Here is a 17,573-nt window from a genome sequence, read left to right as displayed (position 1 = left end):
GGCTTTTCGGGGAAAGGTGAGAGGCACCTTCTTCAGCTCATCCGCATCGAAATCGACAGCGACGGCGTCTGCCGATCCGGCGTGAAACCACTGATGGCGACGTTCACGACCTGCTCCGCGGCGAGACCGGTCGACGGCGATCACGGCGACGACCATACTTCTGACGGTCACTTTTGCGGTCGGCGCGAGATACACGTCAACCACAGACAAAGGAAAGGGAATTCGAGTGCATTTCTTGTCATACTCGTGCCTGGCCGAAGCCGGGAACTTGTCAAGACAGGCCTCCGCCGCCGCCTCCACGTGGCCCTCGCCACACCGGCAAAGATCTGCCGGTCCCGGTGGCAGCCGGTAATGTCCGCTCCATGAGCGACGCGCCGCCGACCCCTTCCGAGGCCTTCGACCTTCTGCTCGCCGGTAACCGGCGTTTCATCGCCGGTACCCCGGAACACCCGAACCAGGACGCCACTCGCCGCGCCGAAACCGCGCCTGAACAGCGCCCCTTCGCCGTCCTCTTCGGCTGCTCCGACTCGCGCCTGGCCGCCGAGATCATCTTCGACCGCGGACTGGGTGACCTGTTCGTCGTCCGTACCGCCGGCCACGTCGCCGGTTCGGAGGTGCTGGGCAGCATCGAGTACGCCGTCAGCATCCTCGGCTGCCCCCTGGTCGTCGTCCTGGGTCACGACTCCTGTGGCGCCGTCGCCGCGACCCGGGCGGCGCTGACCGACGGACTCGGCACCAACGGCTTCGTCCGCGACGTCATCGAACGGGTCACCCCGAGTGTCCTCGCCGCCCGCGCCGCCGGGCTCACCGGGAACGACGACATCATCGACGAGCACATCCGCCACACCGTCGACCTCCTGGTCGACCGCTCCCGGCTGCTCGCCGACAAGATCGACGCCGGAGAAGCCGCCGTCGCCGGACTGTCCTACCACCTGGCGGACGGCAGCGCGCGTGTCGTCACCACCCGCGGTTTGGGCGCACGGCAGGCCTGAAGCTCAGCTCGGCAGGAGCACTCCGGCGAGCGCGAGCACGGTTCCGGCCCCGGCCGCGGCCAGGATCGTGGTCACCACTCCACGCCGGAACACGAACAGCAGGACCCCGGCGCCGGCGAGTACGGCGTACTGCCACGCCTGGGTCAGGCTGAGCGCGAGCGGGATCGCCGAGCCGAGGATCGCGCCGACGGCGGCCGGACCGGCACCGTCGAGGAACGCCCGCACGTTCGGGTTTCCGCGGAGCCGGTCGAAGTGCTTGGCACCGAACAGGATGAACAGGAACGACGGTGCGAAGGCGACCAGCGAGGCCAGGATGCCGCCGGTGAGCCCGGCCGCGGCGTAGCCGACGACGGCGACGGTCTGCACCACCGGGCCCGGCGTGACCTGGCCGAGCGCGACCGCGTTGAGGAACTCCCCCGCGCTCATCCAGTGGTAGGTGTTCACCGCGTCGTCCTGCATGAGCGGGATGATCACGAAGCCGCCGCCGTAGGACAGCATCCCGACCTTGAGCGCCACCCACGCCACCGACGCGAACACGCCGGCGCCCGCGGCCGCGGCGGCCCATGATTGCGCGGGAACGGCGAGCAGGGCGGTGCTCGACTCGCCGCGGCGTGAGCGGTTGACGGTCAGTTCGATCACACCGCAGCCCAGCAGGACGAGCACCAGCCATGGACCGACCAGAGCGGCCGACGCGACACCCGCGAGGACGTACAGGATCCAGCGCACGCGGCCCGTGGTGGCCGCACGCCGCCAGCCTGCCGGGATCAGGCCGACGCCCGCGTGCACGGCGACGGCGGCGACCGCCGCGCCCGCTCCCGCACCGGCTCCGCGCACCCACGCGGGCGGGGACCCGGTGAGGAACAGCGCGGCCAGCGCCAAGATCACGATGAGGCCGGGCACGATGAACGCGGCGCCTCCGACCAGGGCTCCCGCGCGGCCGCGCACCCGCCACGCGGTGAAGATCGCCAGCTGGGTCGACGCGGGGCCGGGCAGCAGGTTGCAGGCGGCGATCGCGTCCTCGAACTCCTGGTCCGACAACCAGCCCCGGCGTCGCACGCACAACTCGCGGAGCAGGGCGATGTGGGTGGGCGGGCCGCCGAAACCGACGCATCCGATCCGGCCCCATTCCCGCAGGACGGTCCCCAGGCCCGGCGTGGCGATGGCGTCCTCCGTGGACTTTCCCGGCATCGCGGGCTCCTGCTCGTGGTTCGGTGTCAACGGGCCGCGGGCTGGAACAGTTCGACCGGATTGCCCGCCGGGTCGTCGAACACGATCTGGCGGCCACCCGGCCCGGTCACGACGTCACTGCGGAACGGGACGCCCGCGGCACGCAGCCTGGCGACTTCGGCGTCGATGTCGTCGACGACGAGATGGATGCGGTTCCAGCCACCCGGTGCCGGTTTCGTGCCGTCCGGCATCGGACGGCCCGCCGAACTCGCCGGACCGCTGAGGAGCAGCCGGAGATTCCCGCGCACCACGTCGGCGAACGCCGGCAACACACTCGAGCGCACGGCGAAGTCCAGATGTCCGGTGTAGAACTCGACGGCGGCCGCGACGTCGTCGACCAGGTAACGCACACTCACCAAGTCCGAAGTCATGTCCTCTTCACCTCTTCGTTCCGATACTTCTCGGGGCCGGGCACACCGAATCGGGCGGCCAGGAACCCGATCCGGCGGTCCAGCTCGACAGCGAGGCGACGGAACGCCGGATAGGTCTCCCCCGCCTCATCGGTTTCCTTGGCCGGGTCCGGCAGGCTCCAATGGATGACGCGCGGATGCCCGGGGAACTCCGGGCAGACTTCGCGGACGCGGTCGCAAAGGCTGATCACCCAATGGAATCGCCTGCGCCGGAAGCTGTCCACATGGGACGGTTCGTGGGTCAGGACGATGTCGCGCTCGGCGAGGACACGCACGGCGTCGGGATGCAACGGTTTCGGATGGCTGCCCGCGCTGGACACCTCGACCATCGAACCCGCCCGGTGCCGCAGCAGCGCCTCGGCCATCGGCGACCGTCCACTGTTACCGGTGCACACGAACAACACCTTGAGCCGGGCCCCGGCTCTCATCGCGTCCACCCGGTTTGGCGCGAGAGCGGGGTGCAGCGAACTTCCCGCCTCGGCGAGCGCGTCCGCGCACTGCTCCAGATCGAGGTGATAGTAGGTGTCACGACCGTCGAAACTGCTTCTCCGTGCCGTGACCAGCTCCGCGGCCCGCAGCTTGCGCAGGTGGTAGGACACCAGGTTCTGCGGCTGCCCGACCAGTTCCACCAGCTCCCGCACCCGGCGGTCGCCGTGGGACAACTCGCGCAGCAGCCGCCAGCGCAGCGGATCACTCGCCAACCGTACGAACGGCGGCGGCTCGGACATCTCGACGGTCGCCACGGGCCGAAGATACATCAATACAGGTTGATATATCTAGACCTCGATGCCCCCAGCCCCTCAGGCCGTGCGACGGGAGCGCGACAGAGCCAGCCATCCGAGGATCGCGGCGAGCAGCCCGATCACCAAGGCGATGTAGCCGCCGACGATTCCGTAGCCGGTACCGGGACCACCCTCGGCGGCCGCCACCACGAAACCACCGCCTGCCATGCCGAGCAGCCCCGCCGTCAGTGCCACGACGGCTCCGCGCCGGGTGTTGCCGGAACGGTGGCGAGCGAGGGCCAGCCCTCCGACGATCACCCCGATCACGCCCGCCAGGGCGGCCACCAAGGACCAGAGACGCCCGGGGGTCAGATAGGCGGCGGCGATCGGCTCGGACAGCAAGTGGACCGACATGGGGCACTCCTTCTCTCGATGGCTGATGTCCTCTGATGGTGTCCGCCGGACCCGCCCCCGGTCGTCCGGTGAACGCAGGCAATCCGGACTGCCGCTGATGCCGTAGGAGCGCCGGAACTACCGCGTGCGTGGTAGACGGCAGATCGTCCGCGCGGAGGAGTCGCGCGGGTGGGCGGCTGGCTAGGGTGCACGCATGAGCAGGGTCTGGGACTGGGTGATCGCCGTCGGGGTGACGGTGGTCCTGCTGGTCACGGAACTGTCCGGTGAGGACTCCACCCCGAGCCTCGGCGCGCTGGGCTACGTGGTGCTGGTCACCGGTGGCCTGGCGCTCGCCGCGCACCGACGCGCCCCGATCACGGTGCTGGCCGTGACCGGTCTGTGCGCGCTGGGGTACCAGGCCGTCGGTTTCGATGTACCTGCCGTCGCCTACCTGGTCGCGGTCTATGCCGCTGTCCGCGCCGGTCACCGGATCGTCGCCGTCGCGGGGTCGGTGCTCATGATCGCCGCGCTCCCGCTCGTGATCCTGGCCTCCGCCAACGCCACTTCCATCAGCGAGGCCTTCACCCAGAGCCGGGACGCCCTTCAGCTGGCCTGGCTGATCGCCGCCGGCGCGGCGGGCGAAGCACTGCGACAGGCCGAACGCCGGGCCGACGAGGCCGAACGCACCCGCGAGGAGACCGCGCGGCGCCGGGCCGACGAGGAGCGGCTGCACATCGCGCGGGAACTGCACGATTCGCTCACCCACCAGATCTCCGTCATCAAGGTGCAGGCCGAAGTAGCCGTCCACCTGGCCACCAAGCGGGGCGAGCCGGTGCCGGAATCCTTGCTGGCGATCCGGGAGGCCGGCCGTGAAGCGACCCGGGAGCTGCGAGCGACCCTGGAAGCGCTGCGTGACGATGAAACGAACCCGCCGCACGGGCTCGACCGGATCTCCGACCTGGTGAAACGGGCACAGGCGAGCGGCCTGGACGCGACGCTCACCATCGAAGGGCAACGACACGACCTGCCCGCGGCGGTGGACCGCACCGCGTACCGGATCGTTCAGGAATCGCTGACCAACATCGCCCGGCACGCCGCGGCCACGACCGCGTCGGTCCGGATCGACCACCGTCCCGGTGCCCTCGCCATCCAGGTCGACGACGACGGAGAGGCCACACCGGGCACCGAACCGATTCCCGGCGTCGGACTGCTGGGGATGCGTGAACGGGTCACCGCCCTCGGCGGCCGCCTCCACGCCGGACCACGAAGCGCGGGCGGTTTCTCCGTCCGGGCCGAACTTCCCGTGGAGCGGACGCCATGATCCGGGTCCTGCTGGTCGACGATCAGCCGCTCCTCCGCAGCGGATTCCGCGCGCTGCTCGACGTCGAGGACGACATAGAGGTCGTGGCCGAAGCCGCCGACGGGAGCGAAGGCCTGGCACTCGCCAGGGAACACCTGCCCGACATCGCGCTCATCGACATCCAGATGCCCGTCGTCGACGGTATCGAGGCGACCCGGCGCATCGCCGCCGATCCGGCCCTGTCCGGCGTGCACGTCGTCATCCTGACCAACTACGGCTTGGACGAGTACGTCTTCAACGCGCTGCGCGCGGGCGCGGCGGGATTCCTCGTCAAGGACATCGAACCCGAAGACTTCCTTCACGCCGTACGCGTCGCCGCACGCGGCGACGCCCTGCTCGCGCCGGCGATCACCCGCAAACTGATCGACCGGTACGTCACCCTGCCGCTCGGCGCCGGCACAGGTACCGGGCTGAAGGAACTGACCAACCGCGAACGCGAAGCCGTCGCCCTGGTCGCGCGAGGCCTGTCCAACGACGAGATCGCCGACCACATGGTGATCAGCCCGTCGACCGCGAAGACCCACGTCAATCGCGCCATGACCAAACTCCACGCCCGCGATCGCGCGCAACTCGTCGTCCTCGCCTACGAATCCGGCCTGGTCGTACCAGGCGACCGGCAGGGACCGAACTAGCGTCGTGTGTCGTCCCTCCACGACACCGGCCGTGGAGGATTCCCGGGTGCGCGAGGCGATCACGCAGGCGAAATCGCCCGATCCATGTACGCGAAATCCCGGACGCCGTGATTGCCGTCGGGGCGCGCCGGGTAGCCCATCGGTATGGCCCACCCGCGCGCCCTGGGTGTCCGGTGGCGCCCCTATCGTGGCAGCGGAAATGATCACCAAGGCCGCCACAGCGGCGATTCGCTTCGTCTTGCGCACTGTCCCCCTTTTCTTTCTCTTCGGCGGATTCCCGCCCCTCCCGGATCGCGACCCGAGCCGCGATGGACGCCATCGTCATCAGCCGGGCGGTCCGGTGCAAGGCGAACGGCGCGGTTTGGGACGCGGGACCGAAACAGCGGCTCTCACCAGCGGAACGCGTCGTCCTGGACCGAATCGGTATCGCCGAAAATGATCACGAAAGCCGCCGGGGACGCGTTGTCGTGGATTTCGTCCCTCCCTCGCGCCGGAATGATCCCGTAGCATGAGGTAATGGCGGGGGACGAGCCGGATTACAAGAAGTGGGGCGTCATAGTCGGCACGGTCAGCGGAGTGTTAGCCATTCTGACGGCCGTCAATACGCTGACCGGGTTCAATCCACTGAAGGGCCTCGCGCCTTCCCACGCCCGCGAACCGTCGGTTTCGCGGCCGCTCGCCGCGGTCACGAGTGTGCCGCGAACGACGCGGACCACCGCGGCGCGGCCCGAATTCCAGCTGCACTCCTCGCAGTGGAACGGGCCGTGCAACGACAACGCCTGCTCGATGAGCGCCGTTTTCCGCAACAACGGCGGCACGGGTTCCGGAACCGCGACGTTCTTCGTGCTGTGGCCGGACAAGTTCACTTACCTCGCACAGTGTTCCGTCGTACTGCCCAGAACGGACCAGAACGATTTCACCAGCGCCGGGTGCGTCGCGAGCAGCGCACAACTCCAGAGCTATTTCCGCACGCACCCCGGCGGAACCGTGCGCCTGTACGTCAAGACCGAAAGCTGACGTCGCGGAGCGAAAACCTGGCGCACCTCGTCGACGAGTGCCTTGCCGCCGAGTCCCATGAGCTACGGGGTTCTGCGTGAGCGGAGGTGCGCCGTCCATGTCGTTGCGCAGCACCAATCCATGTCAGTGGATGGTGGTGCCGGCGGGCGGCCGGTCGGCGCCGGTCTCGACACGGGGTTCGACCGTGACGGCCTCGGCGTCGGGCAGCGGCACGGGGTGGTGGCGGCGCAGCCGGTTGGCATTGGCGACGACGGACAGGGAGGACAGGGCCATCGCGGCGGCGGCGATCATCGGCGACAGCCGCAACCCGAGGAACGGGTAGAGCACGCCCGCGGCGAGGGGGACACCGATGGCGTTGTAGATCAGCGCGAAGAACAGGTTCTGCCGGATGTTGCGCATGGTGGCGCGGGACAGCCGGATCGCCGTGACGACCCCGGCGAGCGAACCGGAGATCAGGGTGATGTCGGCGGCTTCGATCGCCACGTCGGTTCCTGTGCCGATGGCCAGCCCGACGTCCGCCTGGGCGAGGGCTGGGGCGTCGTTGATACCGTCGCCGACCATGCCGACCCGGCGGCCTTCCGCTTGCAGGCGGCTGATTTCGTCGGCCTTGTGTTCGGGCAGGACCTCGGCGAGCACGCGGGTGATGCCGACTTGGCGGGCGATCGCGGCGGCGGTGCGGGCGTTGTCGCCGGTGATCATGACGACCTCGACGCCGAGCCGGTGCAGGGCGGTGATCGCGGCGGCGGAGTCGTCTTTGACCGTGTCGGCCACCGCCAGCACTCCGGCGGGGTGGCCGTCGACCGCGGCCAGGATCGGGGTCTTGCCCTCGCCGGACAGCCGCATGCTGATCGGATCGAGCCGGCCGGTGTCGATCCCGGCGTCGGTCAGCAGGCGTACGGTGCCGACCAGCACGGCACGCCCGCCGACCGTGGCTCGCACGCCTTTGCCGGTGATCGAGTCGAACCCGGTCGCCGCCGGCCCGGTGAGGCCGCGGTCGCGGGCCCTGGCGACGATCGCCGTGGCCAGCGGATGCTCACTGTCGGCCTCGGCGGCGGCCACCAGCGCGAGCAGTTCGGATTCGGACAGTGTCCCGGTGACCTCGACGTCGGTGAGGGCGGGCTTGCCGGCGGTGATGGTGCCGGTCTTGTCCAGCACGATGGTGTCGAGCTTGTGCGCTGTCTCCAGCGCTTCGGCGGAACGAATCAGGATGCCCGCGCGGGCGCCCTTCCCGGTCCCGACCATGATCGACAATGGCGTGGCCAGGCCGAGCGCGCACGGGCAGGCGATGATCAGCACGGCGACCGCGGACACCAGCGCCAGTGTCAGCGCGGGCGGCGGGCCGGCGACGAACCAGACGGCGAAGGCGGCGATGGCGATCGCCATCACGGCCGGCACGAAGTAGGCGGAGGTCGCGTCGGCCAGGCGCTGAATCGGCGCTTTGGACGCTTGTGCCTGCTGCACCATCTTGATGATCTGGGCGAGCATGGTGTCGGCACCGACCTTGGCCGCCCGCACGCGCAGGGAGCCGGTCGTGTTGATCGTCGCGCCGATGACGGTGTCGCCGACCCGTTTGGTGACCGGCATGGGCTCCCCGGTCACCATCGACTCGTCTACAGCGGACTGTCCGGAAAGGACGGTCGCGTCGACTGGGATCTTCTCCCCTGGCCGGATCAGGACCTCGTCGCCGACTTCGACTTCGTCGATCGAGATTTCGGCTTCGACCCCGTCGCGCAGGACGTGTGCGGTGCGGGCCCGCAGGCCGAGCAGTGCGCGGATGGCTTCACCGGTGCCCGCCTTGGCGCGAGCCTCGAACAGCCGGCCGAGCATGATCAGGGTGAGGATCACGCCGACGGCTTCGAAGTACACCTCCCGCAGATCGCTGGGCAGGATGCCGGGGGCCAGGGTGACGAGCAGGCTGTACCCGTAGGCCGCGACAGTGCCCAGGGTGATGAGGCTGTTCATGTCCGCGCCGCGGTGAACCAGGGTCAGCCATCCGGTGCGGTGGATCGGCCACCCGGTGTAGAACATCACCGGAGTGATCAGCGCGAGCTGCACCGCGGGGTGGAGGCGCAGCGCGGCGGGCGCCCAGTCCGCACCGGACAGCGACTGGGCCATCACCGCGAACAACACCGGCAGGGTGAAAGCCGCGCCGATGAGAACCCGGCGGGTCAGGTCGGTGATCTCGGCGCGCCGCTCCTCGGCTTGTGCGGCCTCGACGTCGACGACTGCCGGGGTGCCCGCTTGCGCCGGCGGTGCGGTCTGCCGGGCCGTGTCCGGCGTTTCTTGGACGTTCCCGTCCGGTGGAGGCGGCTCGGGGCCGGGCTCGACGACGAGGGTGCCGTGGATCATGTTCATCCCGCAAGCGAAGCCGAATGAGCCGGCCTGTGCCGGGATGAGACGGACGGTCGTGCTCTGGAACTCCGGCAGTGCCGCGCTGAGCCGGAGATCGGGGAACACGACCCGTGAAGTGCAGTCGCCGCTTTCCCGCCGGTCGAACACCATCTCCACCGGCACGCCTTGGCGGACTCGGATGACGTCCGGGCTGTAGCCGCCGCGCACGGTGATCCGTACCCGCTGGACTCCGCCGGCCAGTTGCGCGGTCCGCTCCCGGCGTGGGCCGAAGAAGAACCAGCCCAGCGCGGCGATGGCCGCGACGGCGACAACCACGACGACAGTGTCGGTGAAGGTCATGAGGAACTCCCTGGAAACATGTCCGGGTAAGCGTGGGTATCGAGGTGAGGCCTGCTGCCGTCGATGGTCATGGCCGGCCTCCGGAGGCCAGGTCGTGCACGCGTAGCCCGCCTCCTTCACTGTCCGCTGTGGACGGTGAGGTTCATGGCACGGGTGCGTTCCAGATCGGGAACCATCGTTCCAGGTCCGCCTCGATCGGAAGGTCATCGGTGAGCGCGGCCCGGATCTGGATCTCCAGCGCGTTGTCCCGCTTCCGACCGTCGGTGGGGGCGAACGGGTAGACGGTGCCGCGTTTGAACAGGTACACCAACCCCACCCGCCGCGGATCGTCGGCGGTGGGTGTGCGGAATCCGACCACGGTGCAGAGCAGGCAGGGTCCGAACCCGGCGTCGGTGAGGGTGGCGTTGATCGCGTGCAGTCCGGTCACCAGCGCCGCGAGGTCCACAGTGGACTGACGGCAGGTGATCCAGGTGAAGCCGAACTCATCGCGGTCGACCGACACTTCCAGAGATGCGTCGAGATCCAGCAGGGCACGGATATCACTTTCGGACTCGGCCGCCGCCGCGCCTTCGGCCGCCTTGAAGCAGACCGCACCGGCCCCGGTCGGCGCGAGGTCGAGCGCGGCTTGGAGCGTGCAGGCGGCCGACGGGATCGCGAAGAGGACGTCGAGGTTGGGTTGGACCGGCTCGGTGCGGCCCAGCAGCGCGTCGAGGAAACCCATCGTCAGCTCACCTCTCCCAGCTCGGTCGACAGGGCGGCCAGCTGGTCCAGTCGCTGCCGCAGAGTGGGGTGGGTGGACATCAGACTCGACAGGCTGAAGCCTGGAGAGAGCGCGGGGGCGAAGAAGAACGCGTTGAACGCCTCCGCGGCGCGCAGGTCACGGGTGGGGATCCGGGCGATGTCGCCGCTGACCTTGGTCAGCGCGGAGGCCAGCGCGGACGGGTGGCCGGTGAGCTGGGCGCCGGCCCGGTCCGCGGCCAGTTCGCGATAGCGGGACAGGGCACGGATGAGCAGGAAGCTGATCGCGTACACCGCCGCGGAGACCGCCATCACCGCCAGGATCAGCAGGAAGACCTGGCCACCGTCGCGGTCACGGCGACCGCCGCCGAACAGGGTGGAGTAGAACGCGAACCGGGCGATGAGCCCGGCGACGACGCCGAGGAACGACGCGACGGTCATGACGACCACGTCGCGGTGCGCGACGTGGGACAGCTCGTGCGCGAGGACGCCTTCCAGTTCCCCGGTGTCCAGCCGGCGCGTCAACCCGGTGGTCACGCACAGCACGGCCCGGCGGGTACTGCGGCCGGCGGCGAACGCGTTGGGCAACTCCATGTCGGCGACGGCCACGCGGGGCTTGGGCATGTCCGCGGTCGCGCACAGCCGATCGATCATCCCGTGCAGATGTGGTTCTTCCTCGGGAGTGACGATCCGGGCCCGCATCGCGTAGAGGGCGATCCGGTCGGAGAACCAGAACTGCGTGAACAACAGCCCGCCCGCGATGAGCACGACCACGACGACCGACTTGATCAGCAGGATCAGCGCGACGATGAACGCGACATACACCAGCCCGAGCAGGAAGACGGTGACCAGCATCCGGGTGGTGAGCTGGTGATCAGGCCGGAACCGGGTACGCATCGTCATCACTCCGCCCTCGCTTATCCGGGGATCAGACCGTCGTCACCCAGCAGAGCGCGGACCTCGGCCAGGTCGGCGTCGGCGGCGGGCAGGACGAGTCCGGAGGTGACGAGCGTGGCCTCGGCCACCGGGGTTCCCAGCCGGCGCACCGCGCCGAGCAGGTCCCGCAGGGTCGGGGCGAAGGCGGTGTCGTCATCGGACTCGACCGCGGCGAGCAGCCGGGTGTCCAATGCGTTGAGGTCGTCGACTCGGTCATCCGCGACGTCGTACTGGCCTTCGCCGAGAATGCGGATGATCATGACGGCGACTCCGTGCCTCGGTGCGTCCTGGTGGTCGCGGCGGCGGTGTCGCCTGTCGCGAGCTGGGCCGGTGTGGTCAGACCCTTGAGCTGGGCGAGCTCGCGGTCGATGTCGCCGGCGGGCCCTGCGACAGCGTCCAGAGCGGCCTGGATGTCGTCGCGGTGGCCGGCCGGGGAGGAGGCGTCGTCCAGCGCTCCCGAGGCCAGCAGTTCGTCCAGCGCCTGGGCGCGGGAGGTCATCTGAGCGGTCTTGTCCTCCGCGCGCTGCATCGCCAAGCCGACGTCACCCATCTCCTCGGAGATCCCGGAAACGGCCTCGCTGATGCGGGTCTGCGCCTCGGCCGCGGTGTAGGTGGCCTTGATGGTCTCCTTGCGGGTGCGGAACGCCTCCACCTTGGCCTGCAACCGTTGCTGGGCGAGGACGAGCTTGTCCTCTTCGGCTTTGAGCGTGTCCCGCTGCGGCTGCAACTCCTGGACCTGGGCCAGGGCCGCGGCGCGGCGGGTCAGGGCCTCACGGGCCAGATCGTCCTTCCCGATGCGCACCGCCTCGGCCGCCTGGTCCCGCAGCCGGTCGGCGGACCGGCGCAACTGGTCGGCCTGCAACTCCAGGCGCTTGCGGCTGGTTACCACATCGGCCAGGCCACGGCGCACCTTCGCCAGCATCTCGTTCTGCCGCTGGTAGGAGTAGTCCAGCACCTCGCGCGGGTCCTCCGCGCGATCGAGAGCCTTGTTCGCCTTGACCCGGAACAACAAAGCCAGACGCCGAGCGATACTCACCGTCATCCACGTCCTCTCCACACGTCGGAGCAGCCGCGGCCCTCGTCTGATGCGACGGTCCGGCAGGCTGTCGTCACTGCCGACTCTCCACTCCCATACCCCATGGAAGTAGGGACCTTGCGACCTGGCGGGGGAGCCAGAGGTCCCTACCCGCAGCGGGTGCACGAGACGAGCGTGGCGCAGGCAGGCCACACCGAGCGCTCACCGGACCGAGCCGCTCGTCGGCGTCACCGCCATCGTCGGCGGTGGCCTGCTGCGTGCCGATGCCGGTGATCGCGATCGTCCTGGTCGTGTTCGCCGCGTCGCCTGCACCGTGATGATGGCGATGATGATGCGCGGAACGGGATACGGCTAACGACAGCCGCAGGTAAGACCTACCTATATGGACGTTCATACCTGTTGTGAAAGCCTTCTTCGCCGGCTTCAAGGTGGACAGAGAGTCCTTCGCCGCGCTGTGCTGGACTGACCGACGAGGCCGGCCGTGCACCGAGTGCTGCACGGGGGTCGCGAGTGGCAAAGAGGGTTAGAGCGGACCGGTATTTGCCTACCTGCTGCTGACCTGCGCGAGGGCGACGATCCCAGCGGGTATCGGGACCGTCTATGAAGGAATTAGGACACTCAACGCCTCAATTCCTTCATAGACGCGACGTGACCCCCGTCCCGGACCATGATCAACGGAAGATCCGGGACACTCAACGTCCCGAATCCTCCGTTGATCAAGGCTATGCCACTCAGACCCGGCGGCCGACACACCGCGGCACCAAGACGAGGTCGGGCCCAGTAGGTAAGCAAATACCGGTCCGCCAGAACGCTCTTTACCACTCACGACCCCCGCGTGAAGCCACGCAAAGTGCGCAAATCGGGCACTCTGTTCCGGATCAGTGTCTCTTATGGATACTCAAGAATGCGCCAGGTCGCTGTGGTGAGCCCGCTCCTGCCGCCAACCCCCACCACGCCACATTTGCCTTACTCCTCAATATTCACCGAAAAAGCTCGAGGTCGCATTGGCGACCTCGAGCCTTACTATTCCTAGATCAACCGGGGATGACTATCAAGCGGCGGCGAGAACTCCCTTATGCGGTTGATCGTGCGTCATGAAGCGGAGGGAGCATTCGCGTCGAGGACGCACGGGGTCCGCGGTGCTGCAACGAAGTCGGTGGAAGTTCCAGTGAACGCGACCCGGTGAAGCGACAACCTGGCCGGGTGCGAGCCGGCCACCACGGCATCCACACGCGCACCCCCTGCCGTCCCCAGCACCAGTTTGACGGCCCTGTTACCTGCGAGGTTCTCGGTGAAAACCTGGTCGGGCACACAGCCGGTGAACGCCGCGTTGGCGATCGTGTACACCTGCCGCGGTCCCAAGACGACGCCCGCGGGGATCGGGATCGTCACGACCTGCTGCCCGACCATCGCCTGCAACTGCAAGCCCCCGATGGGCACCCGCGCGAAGCTGGGATTCGCGATCTCGATGTAATCCTGGACTGCCCCGGCGGGCCCGGTACCACGGGTGGCGACCTCGTTGATGTACACGACGGGCACTTGCTGCTGGACCGCCTTCTCCGACGCGGTCGCGGCGCTGGAAGCACCCAGCACCAGCGCGCCGGAACTGGCCAGCATGGCAAGAATGGAAACAATGCGTTTCACAAGGTTCTCCTTTGTCAGATTACCGCAACTCCGATGAATGGAAACCCAGTCAGGGAGCGGCGAATCCCCTCGGCGGCCCGAACGCGGAGCCTTGGTATTCACGCCACCGAGGGAACCCGCACCAAACTGTGCCTTGAGTACACCTTCTCCCGGAACGGGGCCGTTGCGGCGGCCCCGAGAGCGGGGCACACAGGAAAGTGGCTCGGCGAGGCGGTTCGCGCCGTGTTCGCTGCGACCGGGGACGCGACGCTCGCGTCTCCGCGTACGGCGAAACGGCCGAAGCCCCGGCACCGGGACGGACGGCGGCGAACGGCGTTATGAACGGGCCGGCCTGCCGGCAAGAACGACCTGGCGGCCAACGAACCGGCCGGATGAGATGTCGCCGATCGTGCGCGCATCGGTCATCGAAGTCACCCTCTCCTGCGCCCTTCAGGGGCCGGAGTAAGCCAAGGCCGACAATCCGAGAAATTTGCCCATCATATTCTCGCGCCCACAACCGGGCAACATTCCGGCCATGACCGAAACGGCCATTGACCGATATTGGCCACAAGGCCGGCGTCCACATTCCTTTGTTTACGCTCGACTCACGAACTGGACGCAAATGGTCCATGGGACGTCTTTCTTTCGTGGCCATCATGGATCCTTCCTTGTCTACCGCCAAGGCGGTGCGAGGAACCCGATACATCCCATGTCAGGAGGATTCATGCACCTGCGGCGAATCGTGACTCCCGTTCCGGCTTGACTCAGGAGAGCGAGACACATTTATCTGTCCGGCATCGGTCGTCGACGGCGCGGCGGTACGCTGCCGCGGCACACGTTCGGCGCGGCCGGGTCGCATGTCCTTGCACTGCGAACCGTCAGCCCCGTGACCGATATCTCCGCCGGGATGGTCACCGCGATCCTGCCGGTTCACCTGGTTCTCGGACTACACCTGAGCCCCGCGGCCTGTGGAGGTCTGGGGCATGGCGACCGGAGTGGCCGCAGGCGCCGCACTGTTCTCGATCGTCTTCACCCTCATCCTCCTCGTCCCACGCCGGTCGGTGAAAGAAGGTCGACGATGAACAACCGCAACCGGATGGCGATTGCCGTCACCGGCGTCGTGGCGCTTGCCACGACCGCCGTCCTCTACGTGGGACTGGCCGCCCGCGACCGGGACCCGGTCGCTTTCGGCGCTGCCGGCGTGGTGAGCCTCACCCCCGGACCGAGGCTGCTCTTCCGCGGCACCGCGGACGCCGATCGAGGACACTTGGTCACCGTTTCCCAGGCGGATCCCGGCGGCCCGCGCGCCGTTTCACAGGTGTCGTGCACGCGAGTCCATGCCGCGGGCGGCACCGGAATCTGCCTGTACACGAACGACGATCTCACGACGTCTCTGACCGTCCTCGACGAGCGACTCGAGAAGAAGCGCGAAGTTCCGCTTTTCGGGGTGGCCAGCCGAGCCAGGGTGTCGCCGACCGGCCGGATGGTCACCTGGACGGTGTTCGCCGTCGGGGATTCCTACAACCTGGGTGTGTTCTCCACTCGTGTAGGCATCCTGGACACCGCGACCGGCGAGGTCACGAACACGTTGGAGGACTATGCGGTGACTATGAACGGCCGGCCTTACGGGGCGGCTGACCTTCATTTCTGGGGTGCCACTTTCGCCAAGGACGGCAACCGGTTCTTCGCGACCATGTCGACCGGTGGTCACCGATATCTTGTCGAGGGTGATTTCGCCGCGCGCAGTGTCCGCACGGTGCGGGAGAACGTCGAATGCCCGTCGCTCTCCCCTGATGGAACGCGTATCGCGTTCAAGTCTGCGATAGACGGTGATCCGGCGAGAGGATGGCGGCTGTCGGTGCTCGACCTGTCCACGTCCGTCGTGACGCCGCTCGCGGAGACTCGCAGTGTCGACGACCAGGCGGCGTGGATCGACGATCACACGGTCGCCTATGCGATCCCACGCGGCGTAGGTCGTTCGGACGTCTGGTCGGTCCCTGCCGACGGTTCCGGAACGCCACATCTGCTGATCCCCGACGGCGAATCACCGGCGGTGTTGGGGTGATGCCATCGCGCCACGAACAGATCTCGCAGCGCGATGTGTGGTCCAGAAGACCGGCCATCTTCTCTCGCGGAGGGCGGCAGGTCAGTATTGTCGGCTATGGACGGTCGAGTTCCATGGCTAACCGGGACATGCAGGTGAAGCCGGGCAAACGGAGAAGGCCCCCGCCGGTGCGGCAAGGGCCTCCTTCGTCAGGTCAGGTGACTGTTCATGCCGACCTCGGTCAATGGCATGTCCCCGTTCCGGAATCGGTGAACGGTGTCTCCGGTGCCGCCACGAAGGCCCAGTCATAGCTTGCCGGGCGCAGGGTGAGCTTGAGGACGCCGAAGACCTGGGACTCGCGCACCAGGCTGTTCGGCATGATCGTGGCGAATCCGCTGTGGAACGAGCCGCCGGTGCCGACCACGATCTCGCGGATCCCGTTGACGTCGTCCCGTTCCCCGGACGGGGTCTGCGGCGCGAACCGCTCATAGCTGTGGGAGTGTCCGGCCAGCAGCAGGTCCACACCGCCGCGATGCATGGTGTCCAGCAGCGGTGCCACGTCCGCGTAGGCGAAGCTGTTGGAACTCCACCGTGGCCGGTGTTGCAGTACCACGGTGCATTTGGCCGGATGCGCCGCGAGGTCCGCGGCCAGCCATTGCTGCTGGGGAGATCCGACGGCGCATCCGGTGCCGCCGCTGATCTTCGCGCACTCGGAGTTCAGCACCACCACGTGCCACTCGCCCACGCCGAAGCTGTACCACCCGTTGCAGTCCTTCACGCACCCCGGTTGCTGCGGAGTGGCCGCGTCACCGAAGTAGGTGAAGTACCCTCCGCCGCCGGGCGTGCCGTACTCGTGGTTGCCGATCGCCGGTCGTGTGATCGGCTTCAACCGTCCCCACGACCGGGCGTAGCTGCCGTTGAAATCGGCGAGCGAACCGCTGTTGTACTGGGCGTCGCCGAGCATGAACACCGATGCCGGGGCGATCTGAGTGGCAAGGTCCGATGTGGTCGTCATCCGGCAGTGTCCCGGTGCACCGACACCTCCGTTGAATTCCGGATCGGAGGGTGCGCACGCGATGTCGCCCACCGCGACGACCACCGGGTCGTCAACCGACGGGGTGCCCGCGGCCTGCGTTTTCGGTGGGGCCACGACACTCGTGAGGCCCAGCACGAAAAGGAGACCGTAAACGGCCAGGGTCCGGGATCTAGTGGCCACTGTGACCTCCATGCAGGATTTGGTCGAGGGTGTCTTGAGCGTCCGCACGCAGCGTTGTCCCGGTGTCGATCTGACGCCACATGAGGGGGAAATCACCCGCCAGGCACGCCTCGGCGGCCTGGGAGAATTGTGCGATGCCGATGTTGGCGGCCGTGCCCAGATGCGGAAGCGGCGCACGCCCGCTGTGCAGCAATTGCCGGGATACCCGTTCCAGCCTCCGGCATATCGTCGTCGCCCGGGTGAACGGCCGGCGCAGGTTCCGCGCCTCGACGAGCGTGTTGTTGAGCTCGACCTGGAGCGGCTCCCGGCCACTGAGCCATTGGTAGGTGCTGAGTTCCCCGGGTGGTGTCGCCCGCGGTGGCGCTCCTGCCACCAGCAAGAGACCGCTGCCCAGCAGCGTGCCCGCGAACACAACCAGCCTTACGTGCTTGCTCATCGTCAAAGCGGCACCTCCGGCGTCCTCAGCCTGAAATTCGGTGGCGGACCGTGTGAACGTGTCATGAGCTCGAGCATTCGGTCGTGCTCGCGCTGCCGCG

General features: G+C 68.1%; 17 protein-coding genes. 5 read left to right on the top strand and 12 right to left on the bottom strand.

The window, feature by feature from the left end:
* The first annotated feature begins 362 nt into the window (after positions 1–362).
* The gene (locus tag H074_RS11050) at positions 363–992 is read left to right on the top strand and encodes a carbonic anhydrase (protein ID WP_007030110.1); all 630 of its coding nucleotides are present in this window, start codon (positions 363–365) and stop codon (positions 990–992) included.
* Positions 993–995: 3 nt separating this feature from the next.
* Here H074_RS11050 and chrA read toward each other — a convergent pair whose 3' ends face one another.
* The 4 genes from chrA to H074_RS11030 are packed head-to-tail and all read right to left on the bottom strand — an operon-like array spanning position 996 to position 3,765.
* Positions 996–2,180, bottom strand: a complete 1,185-nt coding sequence (chrA, locus tag H074_RS11045) for a chromate efflux transporter (protein WP_007030109.1) — start codon at positions 2,178–2,180, stop codon at positions 996–998.
* A 26-nt stretch (positions 2,181–2,206) separates the two neighbouring features.
* Complete coding sequence (locus H074_RS11040) at positions 2,207–2,590, bottom strand: VOC family protein (protein ID WP_007030108.1); 384 nt, start codon at positions 2,588–2,590, stop codon at positions 2,207–2,209.
* Positions 2,587–3,387: a metalloregulator ArsR/SmtB family transcription factor gene (locus H074_RS11035; RefSeq protein ID WP_152521385.1), complete on the bottom strand. Its 801-nt coding sequence runs from the start codon at positions 3,385–3,387 to the stop codon at positions 2,587–2,589. The genes H074_RS11040 and H074_RS11035 overlap by 4 nt, the downstream gene beginning before the upstream one ends.
* A 42-nt stretch (positions 3,388–3,429) precedes the next feature.
* Complete coding sequence (locus H074_RS11030; protein ID WP_007030106.1) at positions 3,430–3,765, bottom strand: DUF6223 family protein; 336 nt, start codon at positions 3,763–3,765, stop codon at positions 3,430–3,432.
* 193 nt (positions 3,766–3,958) lie between these two features.
* Here H074_RS11030 and H074_RS11025 point away from each other — a divergent pair, with 193 nt between their 5' ends.
* The 3 genes from H074_RS11025 (at position 3,959) to H074_RS11015 (ending at position 6,753) form a co-directional block, all read left to right on the top strand.
* Positions 3,959–5,065 carry a sensor histidine kinase gene (locus H074_RS11025; RefSeq protein WP_007030105.1) on the top strand — a complete coding sequence of 369 codons (1,107 nt, stop codon included), beginning with the start codon at positions 3,959–3,961 and terminating at the stop codon, positions 5,063–5,065.
* Entirely contained in the window at positions 5,062–5,736 is a 675-nt protein-coding gene (locus H074_RS11020; protein ID WP_007030104.1) for a response regulator, read from the top strand. Before H074_RS11025 ends, H074_RS11020 begins: the two co-directional genes overlap by 4 nt.
* Before the next feature lie 516 nt (positions 5,737–6,252).
* On the top strand, positions 6,253–6,753 hold the full coding sequence (locus H074_RS11015) for a hypothetical protein (protein WP_007030103.1): 501 nt from the start codon (positions 6,253–6,255) through the stop codon (positions 6,751–6,753).
* A gap of 123 nt (positions 6,754–6,876) precedes the next feature.
* Here H074_RS11015 and H074_RS11010 read toward each other — a convergent pair whose 3' ends face one another.
* From H074_RS11010 to H074_RS10985, 6 genes are all read right to left on the bottom strand, one after another.
* Entirely contained in the window at positions 6,877–9,444 is a 2,568-nt protein-coding gene (locus H074_RS11010) for a heavy metal translocating P-type ATPase (protein ID WP_007030102.1), read from the bottom strand.
* Positions 9,445–9,586: 142 nt separating this feature from the next.
* Positions 9,587–10,165, bottom strand: coding sequence for a PspA-associated protein PspAB (gene pspAB / locus H074_RS11005; RefSeq protein WP_007030101.1), 579 nt, complete (start codon positions 10,163–10,165; stop codon positions 9,587–9,589).
* Positions 10,166–10,167: 2 nt separating this feature from the next.
* A complete protein-coding gene (htpX, locus tag H074_RS11000) occupies positions 10,168–11,085 on the bottom strand; it encodes a zinc metalloprotease HtpX (RefSeq protein WP_007030100.1) in 918 nt (305 codons plus the stop codon).
* 14 nt (positions 11,086–11,099) lie between these two features.
* Positions 11,100–11,378, bottom strand: coding sequence for a PspA-associated protein PspAA (pspAA, locus tag H074_RS10995; RefSeq protein WP_007030099.1), 279 nt, complete (start codon positions 11,376–11,378; stop codon positions 11,100–11,102).
* Positions 11,375–12,160, bottom strand: a complete 786-nt coding sequence (locus tag H074_RS10990) for a PspA/IM30 family protein (protein ID WP_007030098.1) — start codon at positions 12,158–12,160, stop codon at positions 11,375–11,377. The genes pspAA and H074_RS10990 overlap by 4 nt, the downstream gene beginning before the upstream one ends.
* Positions 12,161–13,246: 1,086 nt before the next feature.
* Positions 13,247–13,900, bottom strand: coding sequence for a lamin tail domain-containing protein (locus tag H074_RS10985; RefSeq protein WP_235096729.1), 654 nt, complete (start codon positions 13,898–13,900; stop codon positions 13,247–13,249).
* 955 nt (positions 13,901–14,855) lie between these two features.
* Here H074_RS10985 and H074_RS10980 point away from each other — a divergent pair.
* Positions 14,856–15,842, top strand: coding sequence for a TolB-like translocation protein (locus H074_RS10980; RefSeq protein ID WP_007030096.1), 987 nt, complete (start codon positions 14,856–14,858; stop codon positions 15,840–15,842).
* Positions 15,843–16,062: 220 nt separating this feature from the next.
* Here the strand turns inward: H074_RS10980 and H074_RS10975 are convergent, their stop codons facing one another.
* Positions 16,063–17,037 (bottom strand): metallophosphoesterase, encoded by a 975-nt coding sequence (locus H074_RS10975; RefSeq protein WP_007030095.1) that lies wholly within the window; start codon positions 17,035–17,037, stop codon positions 16,063–16,065.
* On the bottom strand, positions 17,027–17,473 hold the full coding sequence (locus H074_RS10970) for a hypothetical protein (protein ID WP_039922064.1): 447 nt from the start codon (positions 17,471–17,473) through the stop codon (positions 17,027–17,029). Before H074_RS10970 ends, H074_RS10975 begins: the two co-directional genes overlap by 11 nt.
* Positions 17,474–17,573: the final 100 nt, after the last annotated feature.

The organism is Amycolatopsis decaplanina DSM 44594, assembly GCF_000342005.1.
In the GTDB taxonomy this organism is placed as follows: domain Bacteria; phylum Actinomycetota; class Actinomycetes; order Mycobacteriales; family Pseudonocardiaceae; genus Amycolatopsis; species Amycolatopsis decaplanina.
This window is presented reverse-complemented; position numbering and strand designations above follow the sequence as displayed.

Bases quoted from the DNA above. Each gene is read 5' to 3' on its own strand.
- chrA (WP_007030109.1), bottom strand. From the start codon at position 2,180: ATGCCGGGAAAGTCCACGGAGGACGCCATCGCCACGCCGGGCCTGGGG.
- H074_RS11025 (WP_007030105.1), top strand. From the start codon at position 3,959: ATGAGCAGGGTCTGGGACTGGGTGATCGCCGTCGGGGTGACGGTGGTC.
- H074_RS10970 (WP_039922064.1), bottom strand. From the start codon at position 17,473: ATGAGCAAGCACGTAAGGCTGGTTGTGTTCGCGGGCACGCTGCTGGGC.
- pspAA (WP_007030099.1), bottom strand. From the start codon at position 11,378: ATGATCATCCGCATTCTCGGCGAAGGCCAGTACGACGTCGCGGATGAC.
- H074_RS11040 (WP_007030108.1), bottom strand. From the start codon at position 2,590: ATGACTTCGGACTTGGTGAGTGTGCGTTACCTGGTCGACGACGTCGCG.
- H074_RS10980 (WP_007030096.1), top strand. From the start codon at position 14,856: ATGAACAACCGCAACCGGATGGCGATTGCCGTCACCGGCGTCGTGGCG.
- H074_RS11050 (WP_007030110.1), top strand. From the start codon at position 363: ATGAGCGACGCGCCGCCGACCCCTTCCGAGGCCTTCGACCTTCTGCTC.
- htpX (WP_007030100.1), bottom strand. From the start codon at position 11,085: ATGACGATGCGTACCCGGTTCCGGCCTGATCACCAGCTCACCACCCGG.
- H074_RS11010 (WP_007030102.1), bottom strand. From the start codon at position 9,444: ATGACCTTCACCGACACTGTCGTCGTGGTTGTCGCCGTCGCGGCCATC.
- H074_RS10990 (WP_007030098.1), bottom strand. From the start codon at position 12,160: ATGACGGTGAGTATCGCTCGGCGTCTGGCTTTGTTGTTCCGGGTCAAG.
- H074_RS11020 (WP_007030104.1), top strand. From the start codon at position 5,062: ATGATCCGGGTCCTGCTGGTCGACGATCAGCCGCTCCTCCGCAGCGGA.
- pspAB (WP_007030101.1), bottom strand. From the start codon at position 10,165: ATGGGTTTCCTCGACGCGCTGCTGGGCCGCACCGAGCCGGTCCAACCC.
- H074_RS11030 (WP_007030106.1), bottom strand. From the start codon at position 3,765: ATGTCGGTCCACTTGCTGTCCGAGCCGATCGCCGCCGCCTATCTGACC.
- H074_RS11035 (WP_152521385.1), bottom strand. From the start codon at position 3,387: ATGTATCTTCGGCCCGTGGCGACCGTCGAGATGTCCGAGCCGCCGCCG.
- H074_RS11015 (WP_007030103.1), top strand. From the start codon at position 6,253: ATGGCGGGGGACGAGCCGGATTACAAGAAGTGGGGCGTCATAGTCGGC.